The 20,534-nt window shown below is 69.3% G+C and carries 21 protein-coding genes; 10 read left to right on the forward strand and 11 right to left on the reverse strand.

The window, feature by feature from the left end; all coding sequences use genetic code 11:
• Positions 1-14 precede the first annotated feature (14 nt).
• From GT358_RS08220 to GT358_RS08255, 8 genes are all read left to right on the forward strand, one after another.
• Entirely contained in the window at positions 15-800 is a 786-nt protein-coding gene (locus GT358_RS08220; protein ID WP_166582129.1) for an RNA methyltransferase, read from the forward strand.
• A 27-nt stretch (positions 801-827) separates the two neighbouring features.
• Positions 828-1,964, forward strand: a complete 1,137-nt coding sequence (ctaA, locus tag GT358_RS08225) for a heme A synthase (protein WP_166582130.1) — start codon at positions 828-830, stop codon at positions 1,962-1,964.
• A gap of 22 nt (positions 1,965-1,986) precedes the next feature.
• The gene (locus GT358_RS08230; RefSeq protein WP_166582131.1) at positions 1,987-3,474 is read left to right on the forward strand and encodes a carboxypeptidase M32; all 1,488 of its coding nucleotides are present in this window, start codon (positions 1,987-1,989) and stop codon (positions 3,472-3,474) included.
• A 131-nt stretch (positions 3,475-3,605) separates the two neighbouring features.
• Positions 3,606-4,070, forward strand: a complete 465-nt coding sequence (rplM, locus tag GT358_RS08235) for a 50S ribosomal protein L13 (protein ID WP_166582132.1) — start codon at positions 3,606-3,608, stop codon at positions 4,068-4,070.
• Positions 4,070-4,558 (forward strand): 30S ribosomal protein S9, encoded by a 489-nt coding sequence (gene rpsI / locus GT358_RS08240; protein ID WP_166582133.1) that lies wholly within the window; start codon positions 4,070-4,072, stop codon positions 4,556-4,558. The genes rplM and rpsI overlap by 1 nt, the downstream gene beginning before the upstream one ends.
• 152 nt (positions 4,559-4,710) lie before the next feature.
• The gene (locus GT358_RS08245; RefSeq protein ID WP_166582134.1) at positions 4,711-5,580 is read left to right on the forward strand and encodes an ABC transporter permease; all 870 of its coding nucleotides are present in this window, start codon (positions 4,711-4,713) and stop codon (positions 5,578-5,580) included.
• The gene (locus GT358_RS08250) at positions 5,577-6,389 is read left to right on the forward strand and encodes an ABC transporter permease (RefSeq protein WP_166582135.1); all 813 of its coding nucleotides are present in this window, start codon (positions 5,577-5,579) and stop codon (positions 6,387-6,389) included. Before GT358_RS08245 ends, GT358_RS08250 begins: the two co-directional genes overlap by 4 nt.
• Entirely contained in the window at positions 6,386-7,471 is a 1,086-nt protein-coding gene (locus tag GT358_RS08255) for an ABC transporter ATP-binding protein (protein WP_371416251.1), read from the forward strand. The genes GT358_RS08250 and GT358_RS08255 overlap by 4 nt, the downstream gene beginning before the upstream one ends.
• An 8-nt stretch (positions 7,472-7,479) precedes the next feature.
• Here GT358_RS08255 and GT358_RS08260 read toward each other — a convergent pair whose 3' ends face one another.
• From GT358_RS08260 to GT358_RS08275, 4 genes are read right to left on the reverse strand one after another with little or no spacing between them, the layout of a single operon-like run.
• Positions 7,480-8,097, reverse strand: a complete 618-nt coding sequence (locus tag GT358_RS08260) for a TetR/AcrR family transcriptional regulator (RefSeq protein ID WP_166582137.1) — start codon at positions 8,095-8,097, stop codon at positions 7,480-7,482.
• Complete coding sequence (gene ppk2 / locus GT358_RS08265) at positions 8,091-8,996, reverse strand: polyphosphate kinase 2 (protein ID WP_166582138.1); 906 nt, start codon at positions 8,994-8,996, stop codon at positions 8,091-8,093. Before ppk2 ends, GT358_RS08260 begins: the two co-directional genes overlap by 7 nt.
• A gap of 55 nt (positions 8,997-9,051) precedes the next feature.
• On the reverse strand, positions 9,052-9,972 hold the full coding sequence (gene metA / locus GT358_RS08270; RefSeq protein ID WP_166582139.1) for a homoserine O-succinyltransferase: 921 nt from the start codon (positions 9,970-9,972) through the stop codon (positions 9,052-9,054).
• A gap of 53 nt (positions 9,973-10,025) precedes the next feature.
• Complete coding sequence (locus GT358_RS08275; RefSeq protein ID WP_166582140.1) at positions 10,026-10,904, reverse strand: ATPase; 879 nt, start codon at positions 10,902-10,904, stop codon at positions 10,026-10,028.
• Between the two features lie 260 nt (positions 10,905-11,164).
• Between GT358_RS08275 and alaS the strand changes: the two genes are divergently transcribed.
• Positions 11,165-13,843: an alanine--tRNA ligase gene (gene alaS / locus GT358_RS08280; protein WP_166582141.1), complete on the forward strand. Its 2,679-nt coding sequence runs from the start codon at positions 11,165-11,167 to the stop codon at positions 13,841-13,843.
• The gene (locus GT358_RS08285) at positions 13,840-14,133 is read left to right on the forward strand and encodes a DUF1330 domain-containing protein (RefSeq protein WP_166582142.1); all 294 of its coding nucleotides are present in this window, start codon (positions 13,840-13,842) and stop codon (positions 14,131-14,133) included. Before alaS ends, GT358_RS08285 begins: the two co-directional genes overlap by 4 nt.
• A gap of 50 nt (positions 14,134-14,183) precedes the next feature.
• On the opposite strand, the gene GT358_RS08290 is transcribed toward GT358_RS08285, so the two are convergent.
• The 7 genes from GT358_RS08290 to GT358_RS08320 all read right to left on the reverse strand — a co-directional run bounded on the left by GT358_RS08290 (position 14,184) and on the right by GT358_RS08320 (position 20,457).
• Positions 14,184-14,432: a PepSY domain-containing protein gene (locus tag GT358_RS08290; RefSeq protein WP_166582143.1), complete on the reverse strand. Its 249-nt coding sequence runs from the start codon at positions 14,430-14,432 to the stop codon at positions 14,184-14,186.
• 124 nt (positions 14,433-14,556) lie between these two features.
• Positions 14,557-16,374: a translational GTPase TypA gene (typA, locus tag GT358_RS08295; RefSeq protein WP_166582144.1), complete on the reverse strand. Its 1,818-nt coding sequence runs from the start codon at positions 16,372-16,374 to the stop codon at positions 14,557-14,559.
• A gap of 81 nt (positions 16,375-16,455) precedes the next feature.
• On the reverse strand, positions 16,456-17,385 hold the full coding sequence (locus GT358_RS08300) for a hypothetical protein (RefSeq protein ID WP_166582145.1): 930 nt from the start codon (positions 17,383-17,385) through the stop codon (positions 16,456-16,458).
• A gap of 169 nt (positions 17,386-17,554) precedes the next feature.
• The gene (locus tag GT358_RS08305; protein ID WP_166582146.1) at positions 17,555-18,160 is read right to left on the reverse strand and encodes a YitT family protein; all 606 of its coding nucleotides are present in this window, start codon (positions 18,158-18,160) and stop codon (positions 17,555-17,557) included.
• The gene (locus GT358_RS08310) at positions 18,157-19,371 is read right to left on the reverse strand and encodes an NADP-dependent isocitrate dehydrogenase (RefSeq protein ID WP_166582147.1); all 1,215 of its coding nucleotides are present in this window, start codon (positions 19,369-19,371) and stop codon (positions 18,157-18,159) included. Before GT358_RS08310 ends, GT358_RS08305 begins: the two co-directional genes overlap by 4 nt.
• Before the next feature lie 151 nt (positions 19,372-19,522).
• A complete protein-coding gene (locus GT358_RS08315; RefSeq protein WP_243730787.1) occupies positions 19,523-19,804 on the reverse strand; it encodes a hypothetical protein in 282 nt (93 codons plus the stop codon).
• Positions 19,804-20,457 carry an alpha/beta hydrolase gene (locus GT358_RS08320; protein WP_166582148.1) on the reverse strand — a complete coding sequence of 218 codons (654 nt, stop codon included), beginning with the start codon at positions 20,455-20,457 and terminating at the stop codon, positions 19,804-19,806. Before GT358_RS08320 ends, GT358_RS08315 begins: the two co-directional genes overlap by 1 nt.
• Positions 20,458-20,534: the final 77 nt, after the last annotated feature.

A 20,534-nucleotide genomic window follows, 5' to 3' on the forward strand; every position in this document is an offset into this window, starting at 1 on the left:
GCTATCGGGGGGCCATGACCAGCCGTCCTCTCCGGCCCGATGCCGAGCCCGTGTTCGTCCTCGTCCGCCCCCAGATGGGCGAGAACATCGGTGCCGCCGCGCGGGCCATGTGGAACTTCGGCCTGAGCCGGATGCGTCTGGTGGCACCGCGCGACGGCTGGCCCAACCCGCGCGCCGTGGCGATGGCCTCCGGCGCGGGCCGGGTGCTCGAGGGCGCCACGCTGCATTCGGACCTTCCCTCTGCGCTGGCCGACCGGACACGGGTCTATGCCACGACCGCGCGTCCGCGCGACATGACCAAGCCCGTCTACACCCCGGAGGCCGCGGCCCGCGACATGGCCGAGCGCGCGGGACGCGGCGAGCCGACGGCGGTGATCTTCGGCCCCGAGCGCGCGGGGCTCGAGAACGACGATGTCGTGCTCGCCAACGCCATCGTGACCGTGGACGTGAACCCGGCCTTTCCGTCGCTCAACGTGGCGCAATGCGTCCTGCTCATGGCCTACGAGTGGCGCCGCGCCACCCATCGGGTCACACCCGTCGATGAGGGCCTTGCGGGGGCCGCCTGGGCGACCGGCGCGGAAATCGAGCATCTCGCGCGCCACTACGAGGAGCGGCTCGAGGCGGCGGGCTACTTCTGGCCCGAGCACCGGGCCACCAGCATGAAGCGCGCGCTGCGCAATCTCTGGAGCCGGATGCCGCTCACGGGGGAGGACGTGCGCCTGCTCCACGGCATCCTGCGTCAGATGGTCCGATGGGCCGGGCGGGGCGGGCGGGTTGAAGGGGGCAGGGCCGACGATTAGGGTCCGCCGCGCCGGAGGACACGCATCATGGCCCAGAAGTCGCGTACCATCTTCGAGGACGTCGCCACCGCCGAGCGGCCGGTGACCGCCGCAGGGGCCATCGACCGGGGCCGCAGCGATTCGCGCGGGCTGATCCGCGCCTGGCTGATCGCGCTGTTCGCTCTCGTGGTCGCGATGATCGTCATCGGCGGGCTGACGCGGCTGACGGGTTCGGGCCTGTCGATCACCGAATGGAACCTCGTCACCGGCACGCTCCCGCCGCTCTCGGACGAGCAGTGGCAGCGCGAGTTCGACCTCTACCGGGCGAGCCCCCAGTATCAGCTGCTCAACCGCGGCATGACGATGGAGGAGTTCCGCGTCATCTACTGGTGGGAATGGGGCCACCGCTTCCTCGGCCGCATCGTGGGACTGGTCTGGATCGCCGGATTCCTGTTCTTCTGGCTTTCGGGCCGGATGGGGCGCGACTGGGTGCGGCGGACCTTCGTGGTGGGCGCGCTGATCGGCCTGCAAGGCGCGATCGGCTGGTGGATGGTCCGGTCGGGGCTGGAGGAGGGGATGATCGCGGTTGCCTCCTACAGGCTCGCGGTGCATCTCGGCGTGGCCTTCCTGATCCTCGGCCTCATCGCCTGGCAGGTGAACCTGCTGGGCCGGCGCGAGGCGGACCTGATCGCCGCGCGCCGCCTGGGAGAGCCGCGGCTGTTCTCCGCCTCGACGGGGCTCATGCACCTGCTCTTTCTCCAGATCGTGCTGGGGGCGCTCGTGGCCGGGATCGACGCGGGGCGGGCCTTTCCGACCTGGCCGGACATGGGGGGCGGGTTCCTGCCGCCCGATCCGCTGGCCCTCTCGCCCGTCTGGCGGAACTTCTTCGAGAATGCGGGCACGGTGCAGTTCATCCACCGCATGGCGGGCTACGCGGTCGCCATCCTCGCCGTGATCGTGTGGCTGCGGGCGCGTCGCTCTCCCCACCCGGTCACGCGCCGCGCGTTCCATCTCGTGCTGGCCGCGACCGTGCTCCAGATCCTGCTGGGCATCTGGGCGGTGCTGAGCCAGGCGCAGCTCCATGTGGCGATCACCCATCAGGCCGTGGCCGTTCTGCTCTGGGTTCTCGTGATCCGCGGCCGCTTCCTCGCCCGTCACCCCGTCGCCGTGTCGCTGCGCGGCTGACCCGTTCCGACAGGATCGCCGCATGGACCGAGCCTATGCCGAGCTGATGGCGTTCCAGCGCGGGACCGAGGCGCTGGCTCAGGTCATGGGCCGTCTCGGCTGGGATCAGGAGACGGTGATGCCTCCCGCGGCCGCTCCCCAGCGGGCCGAGGAGATGGCCGCGCTCGAGGCCGTGCTGCACCAGCGGCGCACCGATCCCCGGATCGGCGAGTGGCTGGCGGCAGCGCGTCCGGCCGACCCGGTGCAGGAGGCCAACCTGCGCCACATCGCCCGCCGCTTCGCCCGCGACAGCCGCGTGCCCGAGGATCTCGCGGCAGAGATCGCCCGCGTCACCTCCCGCGCGCACGGGATCTGGGCCGAATGCCTGCAATCGGAGGACGTGGCGGCCTTTCTGCCGGTCCTGCGCGACGTGGTCGATCTGCGGCGGCAGGAGGGAGCCGCCATCGCGCAGGGGGGCGATCCCTACGATGCCCTTCTGGCCGATTACGAGCCGGGCACCACGGCAGCGGAGGTTGCCCGCCTGTTCGACGCCCTGCGCCCGCCGCTGGTCGCGCTGCGCGACGCGATCCGCGACCGTCCCGCGCCGCCGGTCCTGACCGGCGCATTCCCCGAGGAGGCCCAGTTGGCTCTGGCGCGCGAGGTCGCCACCGTCTTCGGCTACGACTGGTCCCGCGGCCGCCTCGACAAGGCGGTGCACCCGTTCTCCTCGGGCTCCGGGCTCGATGTCCGGATCACCACGCGGACCCGCGCCGACGATCCGCTCAACTGCATCTTCTCGACCATCCACGAGGTGGGTCACGCCACCTACGAGCAGAACGTGGCCGAGGAGCACCGGCTGACCCCCGTGGGGCAGGGGGCCTCGCTCGGCGTGCACGAGAGCCAGAGCCGCCTCTACGAGAACCAGCTCGGGCGCTCGCGCGGCTTCGCGGACTGGCTGTTCGGCCGGATGCGCGACCTGTTCGGTGCATTCGGCATCGCCGACGCCGACAGCTTCCACGCCGCCCTGAACGCCCTGCGCGACGGGTATGTGCGCACGGAGGCCGACGAGGTCCAGTACAACCTGCACATCATGCTGCGCTTCGATCTGGAACGCGCCCTGATGCGGGGCGACCTGGAGGTGTCCGACCTCGAGGCCGCGTGGAACGACAGGTTCCTGGCCGATTTCGGCTTTCCGGTGGACCGGCCTTCGCACGGGCTGCTGCAGGACGTGCACTGGTCCGTGGGGCTCTTCGGCTACTTTCCCACCTACACGCTGGGCAACGTCTATGCGGGATGCCTCCATGTGGCGCTGCGCCGGGACATTCCCGATCTCGACGAGCATCTGGCCCGGGGGGATGCCGGACCCGCCCTGACCTGGCTGCGCGAGCGGCTCCAGACGCACGGCGCGCTGCGCGAGGGGGCCGACACGATCCGCGCCGCCACCGGCGAGAGCCCGGGCGAGGGACCCCTGCTGGACTATCTGCGGGACAAGTTCGGCGCGATCTACGGGCTCGCCGATGCGGTAAAATGATACCGTGTCGCGCAAGTTGCGGGATCAGATCGGAAAAAGACTTCGGCCGGGCCGTTGACGCGCGCGTGCGAATCCGTATAACCCGCCCACTCCGACGCGGGCGCCGTCCCGCTCCAGATCCGGGACCAGCCATGAAGACCTTTTCCGCCACCCCGGCGGACATCGACAAGAAGTGGATCCTGATCGACGCCGAAGGCGTCGTCCTGGGCCGCCTTGCCTCGATCGTCGCCAGCCGCCTGCGCGGCAAGCACAAGCCGACCTTCACGCCCCACATGGACATGGGCGACAACGTCATCGTGATCAACGCCGACAAGGTCCAGATCACCGGCGACAAGCGCAACCAGAAGACCTTCTACTGGCACACGGGCCATCCGGGCGGCATCAAGGGCCGCACCCAGGGCCAGATCCTCGAGGGCAAGCACCCCGAGCGCGTGGTGGAGAACGCCGTCCGCCGCATGCTGCCCAAGAACGCGCTGGCCCGCCGCCAGCTGTCGCACCTGCGCGTCTTTGCCGGCGCCGAGCACGGGATGGAGGCCCAGAAGCCCGAGCCGCTCGATGTCCGCGCCATGAACCCCAAGAACACCCGGAGCGCGTGATGGCCGACCAGATCCGATCCTTCGAAGACCTCGGCGCCACCGACGCGGCCCCCGCGCCCGAAGCCGCCGCCGCCCCCGTGCGCGAGCCCGTCCGCGACGAGCTGGGCCGCTCCTACGCGACCGGCAAGCGCAAGGACGCGACCGCGCGCGTCTGGATCAGGCCCGGCTCGGGCAAGGTCACCGTGAACGGCAAGGACATGAACGCGTACTTCGCGCGCCCCGTGCTCCAGATGATCCTGCGCCAGCCCTTCCAGGTGGCCGGCGTGACGGGGCAGTTCGACGTCATGGCCACGGTCGCCGGCGGCGGCCTGTCGGGCCAGGCGGGCGCCGTCAAGCACGGCATCTCCAAGGCGCTGCAGCTCTACGACCCCGCCCTGCGCCCCGCGCTCAAGGCGGCGGGCTTCCTGACCCGCGACGCCCGCGTGGTGGAGCGCAAGAAGTACGGCAAGCGCAAGGCACGCCGGAGCTTCCAGTTCTCCAAGCGCTGAGCGTCCGTCATCGAAGATCCTTGCAGGGGCGGCCATCGGGCCGCCCCTTTGCCGTCGGGACAGCGCTCTGCCGGTGCCACTTGGCCGTTGAACCTTCCGCCATCTTCGGTGAACATCCCGCCGGGACCGACAGGGGGCATGAGGTTTTCCGGATGGGGATTCTCGACGCGTCGCCGCGTGTGCGGGCGGCCGCCCTCACTGCGCCTCCGTTCCTCTACACGCTCCTGCTGCTGGCCTTCCCGCTCGGCGCGGTGATCCTGATCTCCTTCATGACGCAGCAGGGCGTCGCCCTCGACACGACCTTCACCACCGCGAACTACCAGCGCATCGCGACCGAGCCCATCTTCGGGGCCCTGATCGGCCGATCGCTCCTCGTGGCCAGCCTTGTCACGCTCGTCACGGTCGTGCTCGCCTATCCGGTGGCCTACTATGTCAGCTTCCACGTCCGCCCCGAACGCAAGGCGCTGTGGCTGTTCATCATCACCATCCCGTTCTGGACGTCCTACCTCATCCGCGTGTTCCTGTGGCGGATCATCCTGGGCTTCAACGGCGTGGTGAACACCGCCCTCGTCAGCCTCGGCATCGTGGACGAGCCGTTGACCTTCATCCTCTACAACCTGAACTCGGTCATCATCACGCTGGCCCATGCCTATGCGGTGTTCGCGATCCTGCCCATCTACGTCGCGCTCGAGAAGATCGACCGCTCCCTCCTCGAGGCCGCGCAGGACCTGGGCGAGAACCGCCTGACCACCTTCCTGCGCGTGACGCTGCCGCTCTCGATCCCCGGCGTGGTCGGCGCGTTGCTGATCGTGTTCATCCCCGTCATCGGCGACTACGTCACGCCCGAGCTGATGGGGGGGCCTGGGGGCCGGGTGGCGGCCAACATGATCCAGATCCAGTTCCTCCAGCTCAACAACTGGCCGCTCGGCGCGGCGCTCGCCCTTGTGGTGATGATGGTGGTGGGCCTCGTCGCCGCGCTGTTCGGTCTCGTGTTCTTCCGCTGGCTCAGGAGACGCGCGTGAGACGGGGCCGCCTTCTCGGGATCTACACGATCGTCTATCTCGTGTTCCTGTTCGCGCCGATCGCGCTTCTGCCGATCTTCGCCTTCAACGACGCGGCCATCATCGCCTTTCCGCTCGCGGGCTTCTCCACCCGCTGGTTCGAGCGGCTCTGGACCACGCCCGCCCTGCACCAGGCGCTGCAGAACTCGCTCTTCATCGCCACCGTCACCGCCGTGCTCGCGACGCTTTTGGGGACCTGCGCGGCCCGCGCCGCCTCCATGGCGCGCTTTCCCGGCAAGCGCGCGGCGCTGGGCTTCATCATGCTGCCCATCGCCCTGCCCGAGATCGTGATCGCCGTGGCCCTGCTCATCGTCATCCGCCAGGTCTTCGACCTGCCCCTCACCAACTGGTCGGTGATCGCGGCCCACACCCTGATCTGCGTGCCCTTCTCCATCGCCATCCTCAACGGCGCCTTCGCCGCGCTCGACCCCTCGCTCGAGGAGGCGGCGATGGACCTCGGCGAAAGCCGCTGGAGCGCGTTCCGCCTCGTGACGCTGCCCCTCGTGATGCCGGGCATCGTGTCGTCGCTGCTGATCTGCTTCATCATCTCCATGGACGACTTCGTGCTCGCCCAGTTCCTGACCGGCGCCAATCCGACGCTGCCCGTCTACATCTACAGCCTCACCCGCTTCGTCGATTCGCTCCCCCTCATCATGGCGCTCGGCACGATTCTGGTGACGCTCTCGCTCACGCTGCTCGTCATTGCCGAATGGTTCCGCCGCCGGGGCGCGGCGCGGGCGGGACTCAAGACCTCCGGAGGCCTTCTGTGACCGCCCTCATCGAGCTCAAGGGGATCCACAAGCATTACGGCGACTATCACGCCCTGCGCGGCATCGACCTCGAGATCCGCAAGGGCGAGTTCTTCTCGCTGCTCGGCCCCTCGGGCTGCGGCAAGACCACGCTCCTGCGCACCATCGCCGGCTTCGAGGCGCCCTCTCAGGGCACCCTGCGCATCGACGGGCGCGACATGCAGGGGGTGCCCGCCAACCTGCGCCCCACCAACATGGTGTTCCAGAGCTACGCCATCTTCCCCCACCTGTCGGTGGCCCAGAACGTGGCCTTCGGCCTGCGCCGCGACCCCCGCCCGCGCGAGCAGAAGGCCCGCGCCGTGGCCGACGCGCTCGAGATGGTGGGCCTCGGCGGCTATGGCGGCCGCGCCGCCCATGCCCTGTCGGGGGGACAGCGCCAGCGCGTCGCGCTCGCGCGCGCGTTGATCCTCCAGCCCAAGGTCCTCCTTCTGGACGAGCCGCTCTCCGCCCTCGACAAGAAGATGCGTGAAACGATGCAGGTGGAGCTCATCAAGCTCCAGCGCAATGTCGGCATCACCTTCATCCTCGTCACCCACGACCAGGAGGAGGCCTTGATCATGTCCGACCGCATCGCCGTCATGTTCGAGGGCGAGATTGCCCAGATGGCCGACCCCGAGACGCTCTATCGCCGCCCGAACTCGCGCCGCGTCGCCAGCTTCATCGGCAAGATGAACTTCCTCGAGGGGCGCGTGGACGAGGCGGGCGAGCGCATCCTCGTCGATGTGGCGGGTCTGGGCCGCGGCGAGGTGTCGCCCGAGCAGGCCCCGGCCGGAGCGACCCCGGGCCCCACGACGTTCGGGGTCCGCCCCGAGACGCTGTCCATCGTCTATCCGGGGGAGGAGCCGCAGGGCCGCGTCGCGCCCGGCATCGTGGACGAGGTGGTCTATTACGGCGACATGACCTATTACGATGTCCGCATCGAGGGCGTGGCCGAGCCGCTGACCATCTCCATGAAGAACCTGATGGGCCGGCCGGTGCTGGACGTGGGCACGCCGGTCGGGGTCATCTGGGACGAGAAGTCGCTGGTGGTGCTCAGCCGCTAGGGTCGCGCTCAGCGGTCCGGCGGCACGAGGCCCAGGCCCCGCAGATAGACGCCGATCCCGGCCTCCAGCAGGTCCTCGGGCGAAAAGGGGCTGCGCGTGCCGGGTGTGCCGCGCGCGAACAGTTCGACCACGCCGTGAGAGAGCGCCCAGACATGGGCCCAGAACATCGCCGGCGGCGGACGTCGCTCGGGTGGGATGTGCTGGCTGAGGTCGCGTGCCGCGCGCTCCATCACGCCCATCGCTCGGCCCGCCGCGCGTGCCAGTTCGGGCGTCTGCTGGATCGAGACGCCCGATTCGAACATCGCGACGTAATGGCCCGGATGCTTGCGGGCGAAGGCCAGATAGGCCCGTCCGGTCGCCTCGAAGGCCGCGAGGGCAGAGGGCTTGCCGTCGGCATAGGCGTAGTCGAGAAGATCCGCGAAGATCTCGTAGCCCTGCCGCGCCGCCTCGGCGATCAGGTCGTCGCGCCCCTCGAAATGGCGGTAGACGGCGGCCGGGGTGACGCCCGCCTCGCGCGCGGCTTCCGACAGCGTGAAGCCGGTCGGCCCCTTCTCCGCGATCAGCCGCAGGCAGGCCTCGACCAGCGCCTGCCGCAGGTTGCCGTGGTGATAGCCGCGCTTCAGCACCCGGTCGCATCCCCCCGGCGCAGTTCCGGCCCGCCCGCGATCAGCGGATCGAGCGCGCCGATGGCGGCGGGGTCCTTGCGCGCATAGGGGATGGGTCCCAGCACCGCCCGGATGAGGTTGAGCCGCGCGCGCCGCTTGTCGTCCCCCCGCAGCACGATCCATCGCGCGGCCGCATGATCGGTGCGCTCCAGCGTCTCGGTGATGGCGGCGGAATAGGACCCCCAGCGCCGCAACCCTTCCACATCGATCCAGCTCAGCTTCCACTGCTTGAGCGGGTCGCGCTCGCGCGCGAGCATCCGTTCGAGCTGCGTGGCCCGCCCGACATTGATCCAGACCTTGAACAGGAGGATGCCGTCCTCCACCAGCATCCGCTCGAAGGGCTCCACCTGCCGGAACCACAGCGCGCGCTCGGCCGGGGTGCAGAAGCCGAAGACGTGCTCGACCACTCCCCGATTGTACCATGAGCGGTCGAACAGCACGATCTCGCCTCGTGTGGGCAGCTCGCGCACATAGCGCTGGAAGTACCATTCCCCCTTCTCGGCCTCGGTGGGGGCGGGCAGGGCGACGATGCGGGCCGTGCGCGGGTTCAGGTTCTCGGTGAAGGCCTTGATGCTGCCACCCTTGCCCGCCGCGTCCCGCCCCTCGAAGACCACGACCACGCGCGTGCCCGACTCCTTCACCCAAGCCTGAAGGCGGACCAGCTCGACCTGAAGGCGCGCCATCTCCTGCGCATAGGCCTCGCGCGGCATCTTCTCGGGGTAGGGAAACCGTGGCACGGTCGCGGCCCGGCCGTTGCCCGACTCGACCGCCTGCCGGATCTCGTCGGGCGCCTCCTCGCGCAGGTAGCGGCTGATCGCCCCGTCGAACGGCAGGTCCTCGTGCGGTGTGGCGTCGTCCATGGCGGGTCCTCCCCCGCCATACATGGCCTGCCGCCCCGGAGGCGGCAACGGCCTCTCAGCGCCCGATCTCCTCCAGCTCGTAGGGCGTGGTCTGGTAGATCTCGTTGATCCAGTTGCCGTAGAGCAGATGCGCATGGCTGCGCCAGCGGTTCGTCGGCGGGCGCGAGGGGTCGTCGTCGGGAAAGTAGTCGCGCGGCAGCGTGATCGCCGCGCCTGCCTCGCGGTCGCGGTCGTATTCCTGCTTCAGCGTGTCGCTGTCGTATTCCAGGTGGTTGAAGATGTAGAGCGCCCGGTGCTCGCGGTCCTCAAGCAGGCAGGGTCCGACCTCGTCGCTGGCCAGCAGCGTGACAAGACCCGCCGCCTCGGCCTCGTCGCGTCGCACTTCGGTCCAGCGGCTCACGGGGACAAGCAGATCGTCCGAAAACCCCCGCAGATAGGGCGAGGTCGGCAGCACCGCCCGGTGCCGGTAAAGGCCGAAGGCCTTGGCCGGGAGGAGGTGCTTGGGGACCCCCCGGAAGTGCCAGGCCATCGCCATCCCGCCCCAGCAGACGCCGAAGGTCGAATGCACATGCGTCTGGGTCCAGTCGAAGACGCGCCGCAACTCGTCCCAGTAGGTGACGGCCTCGAAGGGCAGATGCTCGACCGGCGCGCCCGTCACGATCAGCCCGTCGAGCTTCTCGCCCGACGCGGCCACCTCGGCGAAGGGGCGATAGAACGCCTCCATGTGCGCGGCCGCCGTGTTGCGGGTCTGGTGCTCGGTCATGCGGATCAGCTGCAGCTCGATCTGCAGCGGCGTCGACCCCACCAGGCGGGCGAACTGCGTCTCCGTCTGGATCTTCTTGGGCATCAGGTTCAGCAGCCCGATGCGCAGCGGCCGGATGTCCTGCCGCTCCGCCCGGCTTTCCGCCATCACCATCACCCCCTCGCGCGAGAGCACATCGAAGGCGGGCAGGTCGGCAGGCAGCTTGATCGGCATGGGGCAGCAATCCTCGGCAGGGCTGCGTGTCTAGGCCAGAAGGGCAGGGGCCTTCAAGCGCCCCCCTCGCGCCCCCGCCGCGCGATCGCCCCGGCCACGGCGTCCACGAAGGACTCCTCGTCCTCCACGGCCGCCATCACCTCGGCCGGGACCGTGACCCCCCAGCGCCGCGCCATCGCGGCATAGAGCGGCTGGCGGTGCGCCAGCGCCCGCGCATAGGTCCAGCGCACGAATGCGTCGGGGTCCACCCGCTCCTCGGGCAGCCCCGTCTCGGCGCGATAGCTCTCCCACATCCGCAACAGGAAGTCGGGGCGATAGGCCATCGGCTTGGGCGCCCGGTCGAAGCGGCGGACCAGCTCGGCCGTATGCGCCTCCGACCCCTCGATCCATACCAGCAGGCAGGACGCGGCCAGCGTGCGCAGCACCGGGTCCTCGGGATCCTCGGGGTCCACCCACTCGCAGATTGACCCGCCCGTGTCGCAGACGAAATGGGGATAGCCGTAGAGGTCCCGCGCCCGTTCGATGAAGTGCGGCGTGTCGAGCAGCGCCGCCACCTCCGCCTCGCGGAACTGGTCCTGCCGGCGGCGGTACTCGGCAAAGGGCAGCCCGCCGCGCGCGGGGTCCCCGGGCTTGCCCAGATAGGTGGAGACCGGGTCCAGGTTGTCGAAGGTGATGTTGGAGCCGATATAGATCGAGTCCGACAGGAGCAGCTCGCGCAGGAACGGCACCTTCATCGCCTCGCGCTTGGCGTTGTCGGCGATGTGGTCGCCCATGTAGCGCGTCCCGATCCGGTAATCGACCGAATAGTGGAACCACCGTCCCGTCGCGCGCAGCGCCTTGGCCACATGCGTCTTGCCCAGGCCGGACATGCCGAACAGCACCACCCGCTTCTCGGGCGCCGCGCGCCAGGATTCCGGCGTGTCGTGGATCATGCGGCCCCCTCCCTCGCGCTGCGCCGGCGCGGACCTGACACGGGCGCACACCGGCGCGCAAGCGCTTCCTCGCCGGACGTCCGCCCTGTCCGGCGCAGGCCAGGGCCCGGGAGGAGGTGTTGCGCGAATCGGCCCCGGTGCGCGCGGTGGTGTAACGGTTCGTTAACCTCTCCGTGCGACACCTGCGGCCACTGGACCGCGACGTGCGCGCCGACTAACACTCGTGCGCCCGCGCTGCCGACCCACCGCACAGGACACCGATGACCAGCCTCGCCGACATTCGCTCGACCTTTCTCGACTTCTTCGCCCGCCAGGGTCACGAGGTCGTGGCGTCGTCGCCGCTGGTGCCGCGCAACGACCCCACGCTGATGTTCACCAACAGCGGCATGGTCCAGTTCAAGAACGTCTTCACCGGGCTCGAGACGCGCCCCTACCGTCGCGCCACCACCGCGCAGAAATGCGTCCGCGCCGGCGGCAAGCACAACGACCTCGACAATGTGGGCTATACCGCGCGTCACCACACCTTCTTCGAGATGCTGGGGAACTTCTCCTTCGGCGACTACTTCAAGGAGGCCGCGATCCCCTTCGCGTGGGAGCTGCTCACCCGCGACTTCGCCATTCCCCCCGACCGCCTGCTCGTCACCGTGTTCCACACCGACGACGAGGCGGCAGCGATCTGGAAAAAGGTCGCGGGCCTGCCGGACGAGCGCATCATCCGCATCCCGACCAGCGACAACTTCTGGATGATGGGCCCCACCGGCCCCTGCGGCCCCTGCACCGAGATCTTCTACGACCACGGACCCGCGATCTGGGGCGGCCCGCCCGGTTCGCCCGAGGAGGACGGCGACCGCTTCATCGAGATCTGGAACCTCGTCTTCATGCAGTTCGAGCAGGCCGAGGACGGCTCGCGCACCGACCTGCCGCGCCCCTCCATCGACACGGGCATGGGGCTCGAGCGGATCGGCGCGCTGCTCCAGGGCAAGCACGACAACTACGACACCGACCTCTTGCGCTCGCTGATCGAGGCGTCGGCCCATGCCACCTCGACCGACCCGGACGGGCCGGGACGCATCCACCACCGGGTGATCGCGGACCACCTGCGCTCCACCTCGTTCCTGATCGCCGACGGCGTGATGCCCTCGAACGAGGGGCGCGGCTACGTGCTGCGCCGCATCATGCGCCGCGCCATGCGCCACGCTGCCATGCTGGGCGCGCGCGATCCCGTCATGCACCGCCTCGTGCCCGCCCTCGTGCGCGGGATGGGTGCCGCCTATCCCGAACTCGTCCGGGGCGAGGCGCTGATCGCCGACACGCTCCGGCGCGAGGAGACGCGCTTCCGCGAGACGCTCGACCGCGGCCTGCGCCTCCTCGACGAGGAGCTGGCCCGCCTGCCCGAGGGCGCCCCCCTGCCGGGCGAGGCCGCGTTCCGGCTCTACTCCACCTACGGCTTCCCGCTCGACCTGACGCAGGACGCGCTGCGCGAGAAGGGCCGGACGGTGGACATCGCCGGCTTCGAGGCCGCGATGGAGGAGGAAAAGACCCGCGCCCGCGCCTCCTGGTCCGGCTCGGGCGAGGCGCGCGACGCCGCCGTGTGGTTCGACCTCGCCGCCCGCCTCGGGGCGACCGAGTTCCTCGGCTACGAGACCGAGCGGGCCGAGGGGCAGGTCCTCGCGCTCGTCCGCGACGGCATCCCTGTGGATGCTCTTGAGGAGGGGGAGACGGGCTGGGCCGTCGCCAACCAGACGCCCTTCTATGCCGAGGCGGGGGGCCAGGTCGGCGACACGGGCTGGCTTCGCCCCCTGTCGGACCACGGCGCGGAGATCGTCGTGGAGGACACGCAGAAGTTCGCCGAGGGGCGCCTGATTGCCCACCGCGTGCGCGTCGCCCGCGGCACCCTCCGCACCGGCGAGGCCGTGGCCCTCGAGGTGGACCGCCCGCGTCGCGCCGCGATCCGCGCCAACCACTCCGCCACCCACCTGCTGAACGAGGCGCTGCGCCGCGCGCTGGGCGAGCATGTGGCCCAGCGCGGCAGCCTCAACGCCCCCGACCGCCTGCGCTTCGACTTCACGCACGGCAAGGCCCTGACGCCGGAGGAGCTTTCCGCCGTCGAGGAGGAGGTCAACGCCTTCATCCGCCAGAACAGCCCCGTCGAGACCCGGGTGATGACCCCGGACGAGGCCCGCGCGCTGGGCGCCCAGGCCCTGTTCGGCGAGAAGTACGGCGACGAGGTGCGCGTGGTCTCCATGGGAAGCGCGCCGGGCTCGGGCAAGGGACCGGACGGTGCCACCTATTCGATCGAACTCTGCGGCGGCACCCATGTGGCGCGCACCGGCGACATCGGCGCCTTCGTGCTTCTGGGCGACAGCGCCTCCTCCGCCGGCGTCCGCCGGGTCGAGGCGCTCACCGGCCAGGCTGCTCTGCGCCACCTGCGCGAACAGGACCGTCGCCTGCAGGAAGCGGCCGCGGCGCTCAAGGTACCCGTCCCGGAACTCGTCGACCGGGTCCGCGTGCTGGCCGAGGAACGGCGCGCGCTCCAGAACGAGCTGGCCCAGCTTCGCCGCCAGATGGCGCTGGGCGGAGGGGGGACGCCGCCCCGGCAGCGCGAGGTGCGCGGCGTCGCCTTCCGGGCGCAGGTGCTCTCGGGCGTCAGGGGCCGCGACCTTCCGGCGCTGATAGACGGCATGAAGGCCGAAATGGGGTCCGGCGCCATTCTCCTGATCGCCGACGATGGCGGCAAGGCGGCGGTGGCGGCCGGCGTGACCGACGACCTCGTCGGCCGGCTGTCCGCCGTGGACCTCGTTCGCGCCGCAGTGGCCGAACTGGGCGGGCGCGGCGGTGGGGGACGTCCGGACATGGCGCAGGGAGGGGCCAGCAGCGCCGCCAAGGCCGATGCGGCCATCCGTGCCGCCGAAACCGTCATCGAGGGAGTGACCGCATGACCGCGCTCTGGATCGCCAACGTCCATGTCACCGACCCGGATCGCTACGCCGAATACGCCCGGCGCGCGACCGGCGCGATCGAGGCCCATGGCGGTGTCTTCCTGCACCGCGGGGGACGACACGTCCATCTCGAGGGCCGCCCGAGGGCGCGCAATGTGGTGATCCGGTTTCCGTCCGTCGAAGCTGCTCAGGCCTGCTATGCCTCCCCCGAATATCAGGAGGCGCTTGCCTTCGCCCGAGGCGCGGCCGAGCGCGACATGGTCGTGGTGGAGGAACTGCCGCAACCCTGAAGCCGGGGGGGCAGGATCGGGCAACGGCCGTCCGCCGTTGCCCCCCTGGATCAGCGCCGCTCGCCGGTGACGGGGTCCACCTCGATGTTCACCTCGGTGCCGTCGGTCAGGTAGTACTCGATGTCCCAGTGACCGCCGTCGTCGTTGTCCCAGTCGATCTCGTCGAAATACCCGAAATTGGGCTCGGCCTCGATCGCAGCCAGGATCTCGGAGAGGGGCAGCGCGTTCTCGGGCGGCCGGGCCAGGGCGGCCGTCGCACCGAGGGTGAAGACGGCGGCAGTCAGGATGGTGCGGGTCATGACATCTCCTCTCGTTGGGGATGCCGGTTCAACCGCTTGCGGGACGATGTCGTTCCGTCGCCCCGCGATCCTCAGGCGGGACCGCCGCTGGTCAGCGCGGGCGTTCCGCGGACGATCGGCGCGATCACCCGGCCCGGGCCTGACGCTTGCGCTCGTGAGGGTCGAGGTAGCGCTTCCGCAGCCGGATGGCCGTGGGGGTGACCTCTACCAGCTCGTCGTCCTGAATGTAGGCGATGGCCTGTTCGAGCGTCATCTGGACGGGCGGGGTCAGGCGCACGTTCTCGTCGTTGCCGGCCGCGCGGATGTTGGTCAGCTTCTTCGCCTTGAGAGGATTGACCTCCAGGTCGTTGTCGCGGCTGTGCTCCCCGATGATCATCCCTTCATAGACCGGGTCCTGCGGGTTGATGAACATCCGGCCCCGATCCTCGAGGTTCCAGAGGGCATAGGCCACGGCCTGCCCGTTCTCCATCGAGACGAGGACGCCCTGCCTGCGGCCTTGGATCTCGCCCTTGTAGGGAGCCCAGCCGTGGAACAGGCGGTTGAGAACGCCCGTGCCGCGCGTATCGGTCAGGAACTCGCCCTGATATCCGATCAGCCCGCGGGAGGGGACAAGGGCCACGATGCGCGTCTTGCCCGCGCCGCCCGGCCGCATGTCCTTGAGCTCGCCCTTGCGGGGGCCGGTCAGCTTCTCGACCACGACGCCGGTATATTCGTCGTCCACGTCGATCGTGACCTCCTCGATCGGTTCGAGGCGCTGGCCGTTCTCCTCGCGGAACAGGACGCGGGGGCGCGAGATCGACAGCTCGAAACCCTCGCGGCGCATGTTCTCGATCAGGACGCCCATCTGTAGCTCGCCGCGCCCGTGGACCTCGAAGGCCTCGCCGCCGGGCGTGTCGGTCACGCGGATGGCGACGTTCGACTCGGCCTCGCGCAGCAGGCGCTCGCGGATGACGCGGCTCTGAAGCTTCTTGCCCTCGCGCCCTGCCAGCGGCGAGTCGTTGATGCCGAAGGTGACGGAGATGGTAGGCGGGTCGATCGGCTGGGCGGGCAGGGGGATGTCGATGGAGGGGTCGCAGATCGTGTCGGCGACGGTCGCCCTGGACATCCCGGCCAGGGTCACGATGTCGCCAGCCTCGGCCACCTCGATTCCCTGCTGCGCGAGACCGCGGAAGGCCAGCACCTTGGAGACGCGGAACTGCTCGATCCGCTCGCCCGAGCGGGAGAGCGCCTTGACCGTCTCGCCCGCGCGGATCGTGCCGGACTCGATCCGTCCCGTCAGGATGCGCCCCAGATAGGGATCGTGCCCCAGCGTGGTGGCCAGCATCCGGAAGGGCGCGTCGCGCTGCGCCAACTGGCGTGGCGAGGGAACGTGGCGCAGGATCAGGTCGAACAGGGCGTCGAGCCCCTGCCGCGGCCCGTCGAGGTCCGGATCGGCCCAGCCCGCCCGGCCCGAGGCATAGAGATGCGGAAAGTCGAGCTGTTCGTCCGTCGCGCCCAGCGCCGCGAAGAGGTCGAAGCACTCGTCCAGCGCGCGGTCCGGTTCGGCGTCGGGCTTGTCCACCTTGTTGAGGACGACGATGGGCCGCAGTCCTAGCGCCAGCGCCTTGGCGGTGACAAACTTGGTCTGCGGCATCGGCCCCTCGGCCGCGTCCACCAGCAGCACCACCCCGTCCACCATGGAGAGGATGCGCTCGACCTCGCCGCCGAAATCGGCGTGGCCGGGCGTGTCCACGATGTTGACGCGCGTGCCCTTCCACTCGACCGAGGTGCATTTGGCCAGGATGGTGATGCCGCGCTCGCGCTCGATGTCGTTGCTGTCGAGCGCCCGTTCCGCCACCGCCTGATTGTCTCGGAATGCACCGGATTGGCGAAGAAGCTGATCCACGAGCGTGGTCTTGCCATGGTCCACATGCGCGATGATGGCAATGTTGCGGATGTCCATGCCGCTCTCCCGGGGCGTATCCAGAAAAGACGGGGGGCGCCGCCAGCGACGCCCCCCCTTTGCGGCCCATATAGGCGAGGATCAGTAGGAGCGGAACCCCCTCCAGAGACGACCTTCGTCGCGGTGGCGACCGCCCGTGACCGCACCATAGGCGGCCGCGGCAAAGGCGATGGCGAATCCGGCCGCCACCAGGAAGCCGGTCAGCACTGCGCTGCGCCGGGCGGCCTCTCCGGCCTCGCGGACCTGCCGCTCCGCGTCCGCGCGCAGCTGGTTGACCTCCGCGATGGCCTGATCGACCCGCGCCTCGGCCTCGGCTGGCGACAGGTTGGTGGTGCGTGCCACTTCCTCGATCAGGATCTGACGGTTTTCGGGCGTGATCTCGCCCGTCCGGGCAACGTCGAAGAGGGCGTCCCGGGCCACGGGCGAGACGGTGGCGTTGGGGTCCACCTGGACGCCGGTTCCGCGCAGCAGCCGGTTGTTGACCGCTTCGATGGGGTTGAAGTTGCCCAGATCGAGGCCGCCGTCGTCGGCGAGGGTCGCTGCCCCGCTGGCTGCGCCGCCCACTGCCGCCCCGGCCGCCTGCGCCACGCCGCCGGCCACGTTGCCGACCGCATTCGCCGCCGTGCCGAGGACGCTGCCTGCGAACCAGACGCCGACGATGACCCCGAGGCCCCAGACGACCATGCCCTGGATGCTGTCGCGGGCCTGCGATTCGTCATCCGTCAGCCCCTCGACCTTGCGGCGCATGCGGCCGGCGATGTAGCCGCCGGCGCCGTAGGACACGATGACCGTGATCAGGGCCCACAGGCCCGTGAGGATCAGGCTGCCCACTCCGCTGCCCTCGCCGGGCCGGAAGGAGAGGGCGGACAGGCCCAGCGCCGCGCCGAACCCTGCAAAGACGATGCCGATGCCGGTGGCGACGACCGCACCGGCGAAGATGGCCGGCCAGTCCACATAGGGGCCTGCGCCGCCCCCGGCCGAGCCGGGCGTGATGATGGTCCGTTCTGCCATGGTCAGCGCAGCCCCAGAAGCGACAGGATCGCCAGGACGACCACGATGAGTCCGACGATGTAGATGATTCCGTGCATATGTGGCCCTTTCTGATGGCGTCCGCTCACGGACGCGTCATCTGCACGTCATCAACGAGGCAGAACATCCGTTTGTTCCAGACCATCTCGCATCAGCCGATATAGCGGTCCTTGCGATGATTGATCGCGATGACGAGGTTCAGCACCAGCGCGCCCCATGCGCTGATCGCCACGGTCGCCCAGTCGAGCAGCAGCAGCGCCGCCCCGAAGAGCGCGACATCGAAGGCCAGTTGCGTCCAGCCGGCCCGGAAGCCCGTCCGATCCTGGAGCAGCAGCGCCAGGATCCCCACACCTCCGAGCGAGGCGCCGTGGCGGAACAGCGCGAGAAGTCCCACTCCCGTGACGAGCCCGAACAGGGCTGCGCCGAACACGGGATCGAGCCAGGCGAACCCGACCCATCGGGGCATGAGGGCCGACAGGCCGGACAGGGCGGCGACGGCCACGAAGGTCTTGACCACGAAGGCCCCACCGAGGCGTCGCCAGCCCAGCCAGTAGAAGGGCAGGTTGACGACGAAGAACACTGCGCCGAACGGCCAGCCCGTCGCATAGGAGATCAGCACCGCGAGGCCCGCCGTCTGGCCCGTGACGAGGCCCAGATGGGTCAGGATCGTGATGCCGAAGGCTGCGAGGACCACACCGGCGGCCAGACCCTGCACATCGTCTAGGACGCCGTGCGGGGCCGGCGCGGGCGCATTCATCCCGCCAGAGCGCGGTTGAGGTATTCGTCCACCTTCTCGAGAAAGCCCATCGTGGTCAGCCATTTCTGATCCGGTCCCACGAGCAGCGCGAGGTCCTTGGTCATCCAGCCGTCCTCGACCGCCTGGACTGTCACCCGTTCGAGCGTCTCCGCGAAGCGCATCAGTTCGGCATTGCTGTCGAGCTTGGCGCGATGCTTGAGGCCGCCGGTCCAGGCGAAGATGGAGGCGATCGAGTTGGTGGAGGTCTCCTTGCCCTTCTGATGCTCGCGGTAGTGGCGGGTCACGGTGCCGTGGGCGGCCTCGGCCTCCACCGTCTTGCCGTCCGGCGTCATCAGGACCGAGGTCATGAGGCCCAGCGAGCCGAAGCCCTGCGCCACGGTGTCGGACTGCACGTCGCCGTCGTAGTTCTTGCAGGCCCAGACATAGCCGCCCGACCACTTGAGCGCAGAGGCCACCATGTCGTCGATCAGGCGGTGTTCGTAGGTCAGGCCGCGTTTCTTGAACTCGTCGGCGAACTCCTCGTCGAAGACCTTCTGGAAGAGATCCTTGAAGCGGCCGTCATAGGCCTTGAGGATTGTGTTCTTGGTCGAAAGATAGACCGGGAAGTTGCGTGCGAGTCCGTAGTTGAAGGAGGCGCGGGCGAAGTCGGTGATGGAGTCGTCGAGGTTGTACATCGCCATCGCCACGCCGGGGCCGGGCGAGCGGAACACCTCCTTCTCGATGGTCTGGCCGTCATCCCCGACAAAGCGGATGGTCAGGGTGCCCTTGCCGGGAAACAGGAAGTCGGTGGCGCGGTACTGGTCGCCGAAGGCGTGGCGACCGACGACGATCGGCTTGGTCCAGTGGGGCACGAGGCGGGGGACGTTCTTGCAGATGATGGGTTCGCGGAAGATCACGCCGCCCAGGATGTTGCGGATCGTCCCATTGGGAGACTTCCACATCTGCTTGAGACCGAATTCCTCCACCCGCGCCTCGTCGGGGGTGATGGTGGCGCATTTGACGCCGACGCCATGCTCCTTGATCGCATAAGCCGCGTCGATCGTGACCTGGTCGTTGGTGCGGTCCCGCTCCTCGATGCCGAGGTCGTAATACTTCAGGTCGATGTCGAGATAGGGCAGGATCAGCTTCTGCTTGATGAACGCCCAGATGATCCGGGTCATCTCGTCGCCGTCGAGTTCGACGACGGGGTTTTCAACCTTGATCTTCGACATCGGGACTCCCCCTGAGCGCTGTTCGGCGCCGCTATAGCGCGGCCACGAGACGAAGGGTAGGGTATGCCGTCGTATACCGAGGAAGCCCGAATCCTCCTGCCGTCATGTGTAGCGCGGACAGGTTAAGAAATGGTTGACGGCGCGCGCCCGATCAGTGGCCGCCGGGCTCCGGCGCATCGAGGATCGGTCCGGCGCCGATCTCCGTCCGGGCGCCGCCCGAGGGCCCCTTCGCCAGCCGTGCCTCGAGTGCCTTGCGCGCCCGGCGCTCGGCCAGACGCACCCGGATGGCGGTCATGTAGGCTTCCTGCGTCGTGGGCGAGGAGGCCCCGAGAACCGCCGAGATCTCGGTGATCAGCCCCTCGTCCCCGAGCTCGTCCGCCGCGGCGATCACGTCGCGGGCGAGCGCGTCCGCCAGTTCCTCGGCCACCCGCATCAGCGCGTCGTCTCCGTCAAGCGGCGGCGGACATAGGCCTTGACCGTCTCGATCATGCGATCCATGTGCGGGTCCTCGAAGAAATGGCCCGCGCCCTCGAGCACCTCGTGGGTGATGGTGATGCCCTTCTGCTCGTGCAGCTTGTTGACGAGCGCGAGCGTGTCGGCGGGCGGCGCCACGCGGTCGGCCGAGCCGTTGATGATGAGGCCCGAGGCGGGGCAGGGGGCAAGGAAGCTGAAATCGTACATGTTGGCGGGCGGCGAGACGGAGACGAAGCCCGTGATCTCGGGCCGGCGCATCAGAAGCTGCATCCCGATCCACGCGCCGAAGGAGAAGCCCGCCACCCAGCAGTGCTTGGCGTTGGTGTTCTGCGCCTGGAGCCAGTCGAGGGCGGCGGCCGCGTCCGACAGCTCTCCGATGCCCTGATCGTACTCGCCCTGGCTGCGGCCCACGCCGCGGAAGTTGAAGCGCAGGACCGTGAAGCCGATCTCGTGGAAGGCGTAGTGGAGGTTGTAGACCACCCGGTTGTTCATCGTGCCCCCGAATTGCGGATGGGGGTGCAGGATGATGGCGATGGGGGCGTCCCGGTCCTTCTGGGGGTGGTAGCGGCCTTCGAGCCGGCCCTCGGGGCCGGGGAAGATGACTTCGGGCATCAAGACCCCTCGGGCTGGAACTGCTTTCTTGACAGAAAGCGTCAGAAACCTTAGAACAGTTCTAAACGTGAAGGCCG

The sequence above is a fragment of the Rubellimicrobium sp. CFH 75288 genome, assembly GCF_009904055.1.
In the GTDB taxonomy this organism is placed as follows: Bacteria; Pseudomonadota; Alphaproteobacteria; order Rhodobacterales; family Rhodobacteraceae; genus Rubellimicrobium.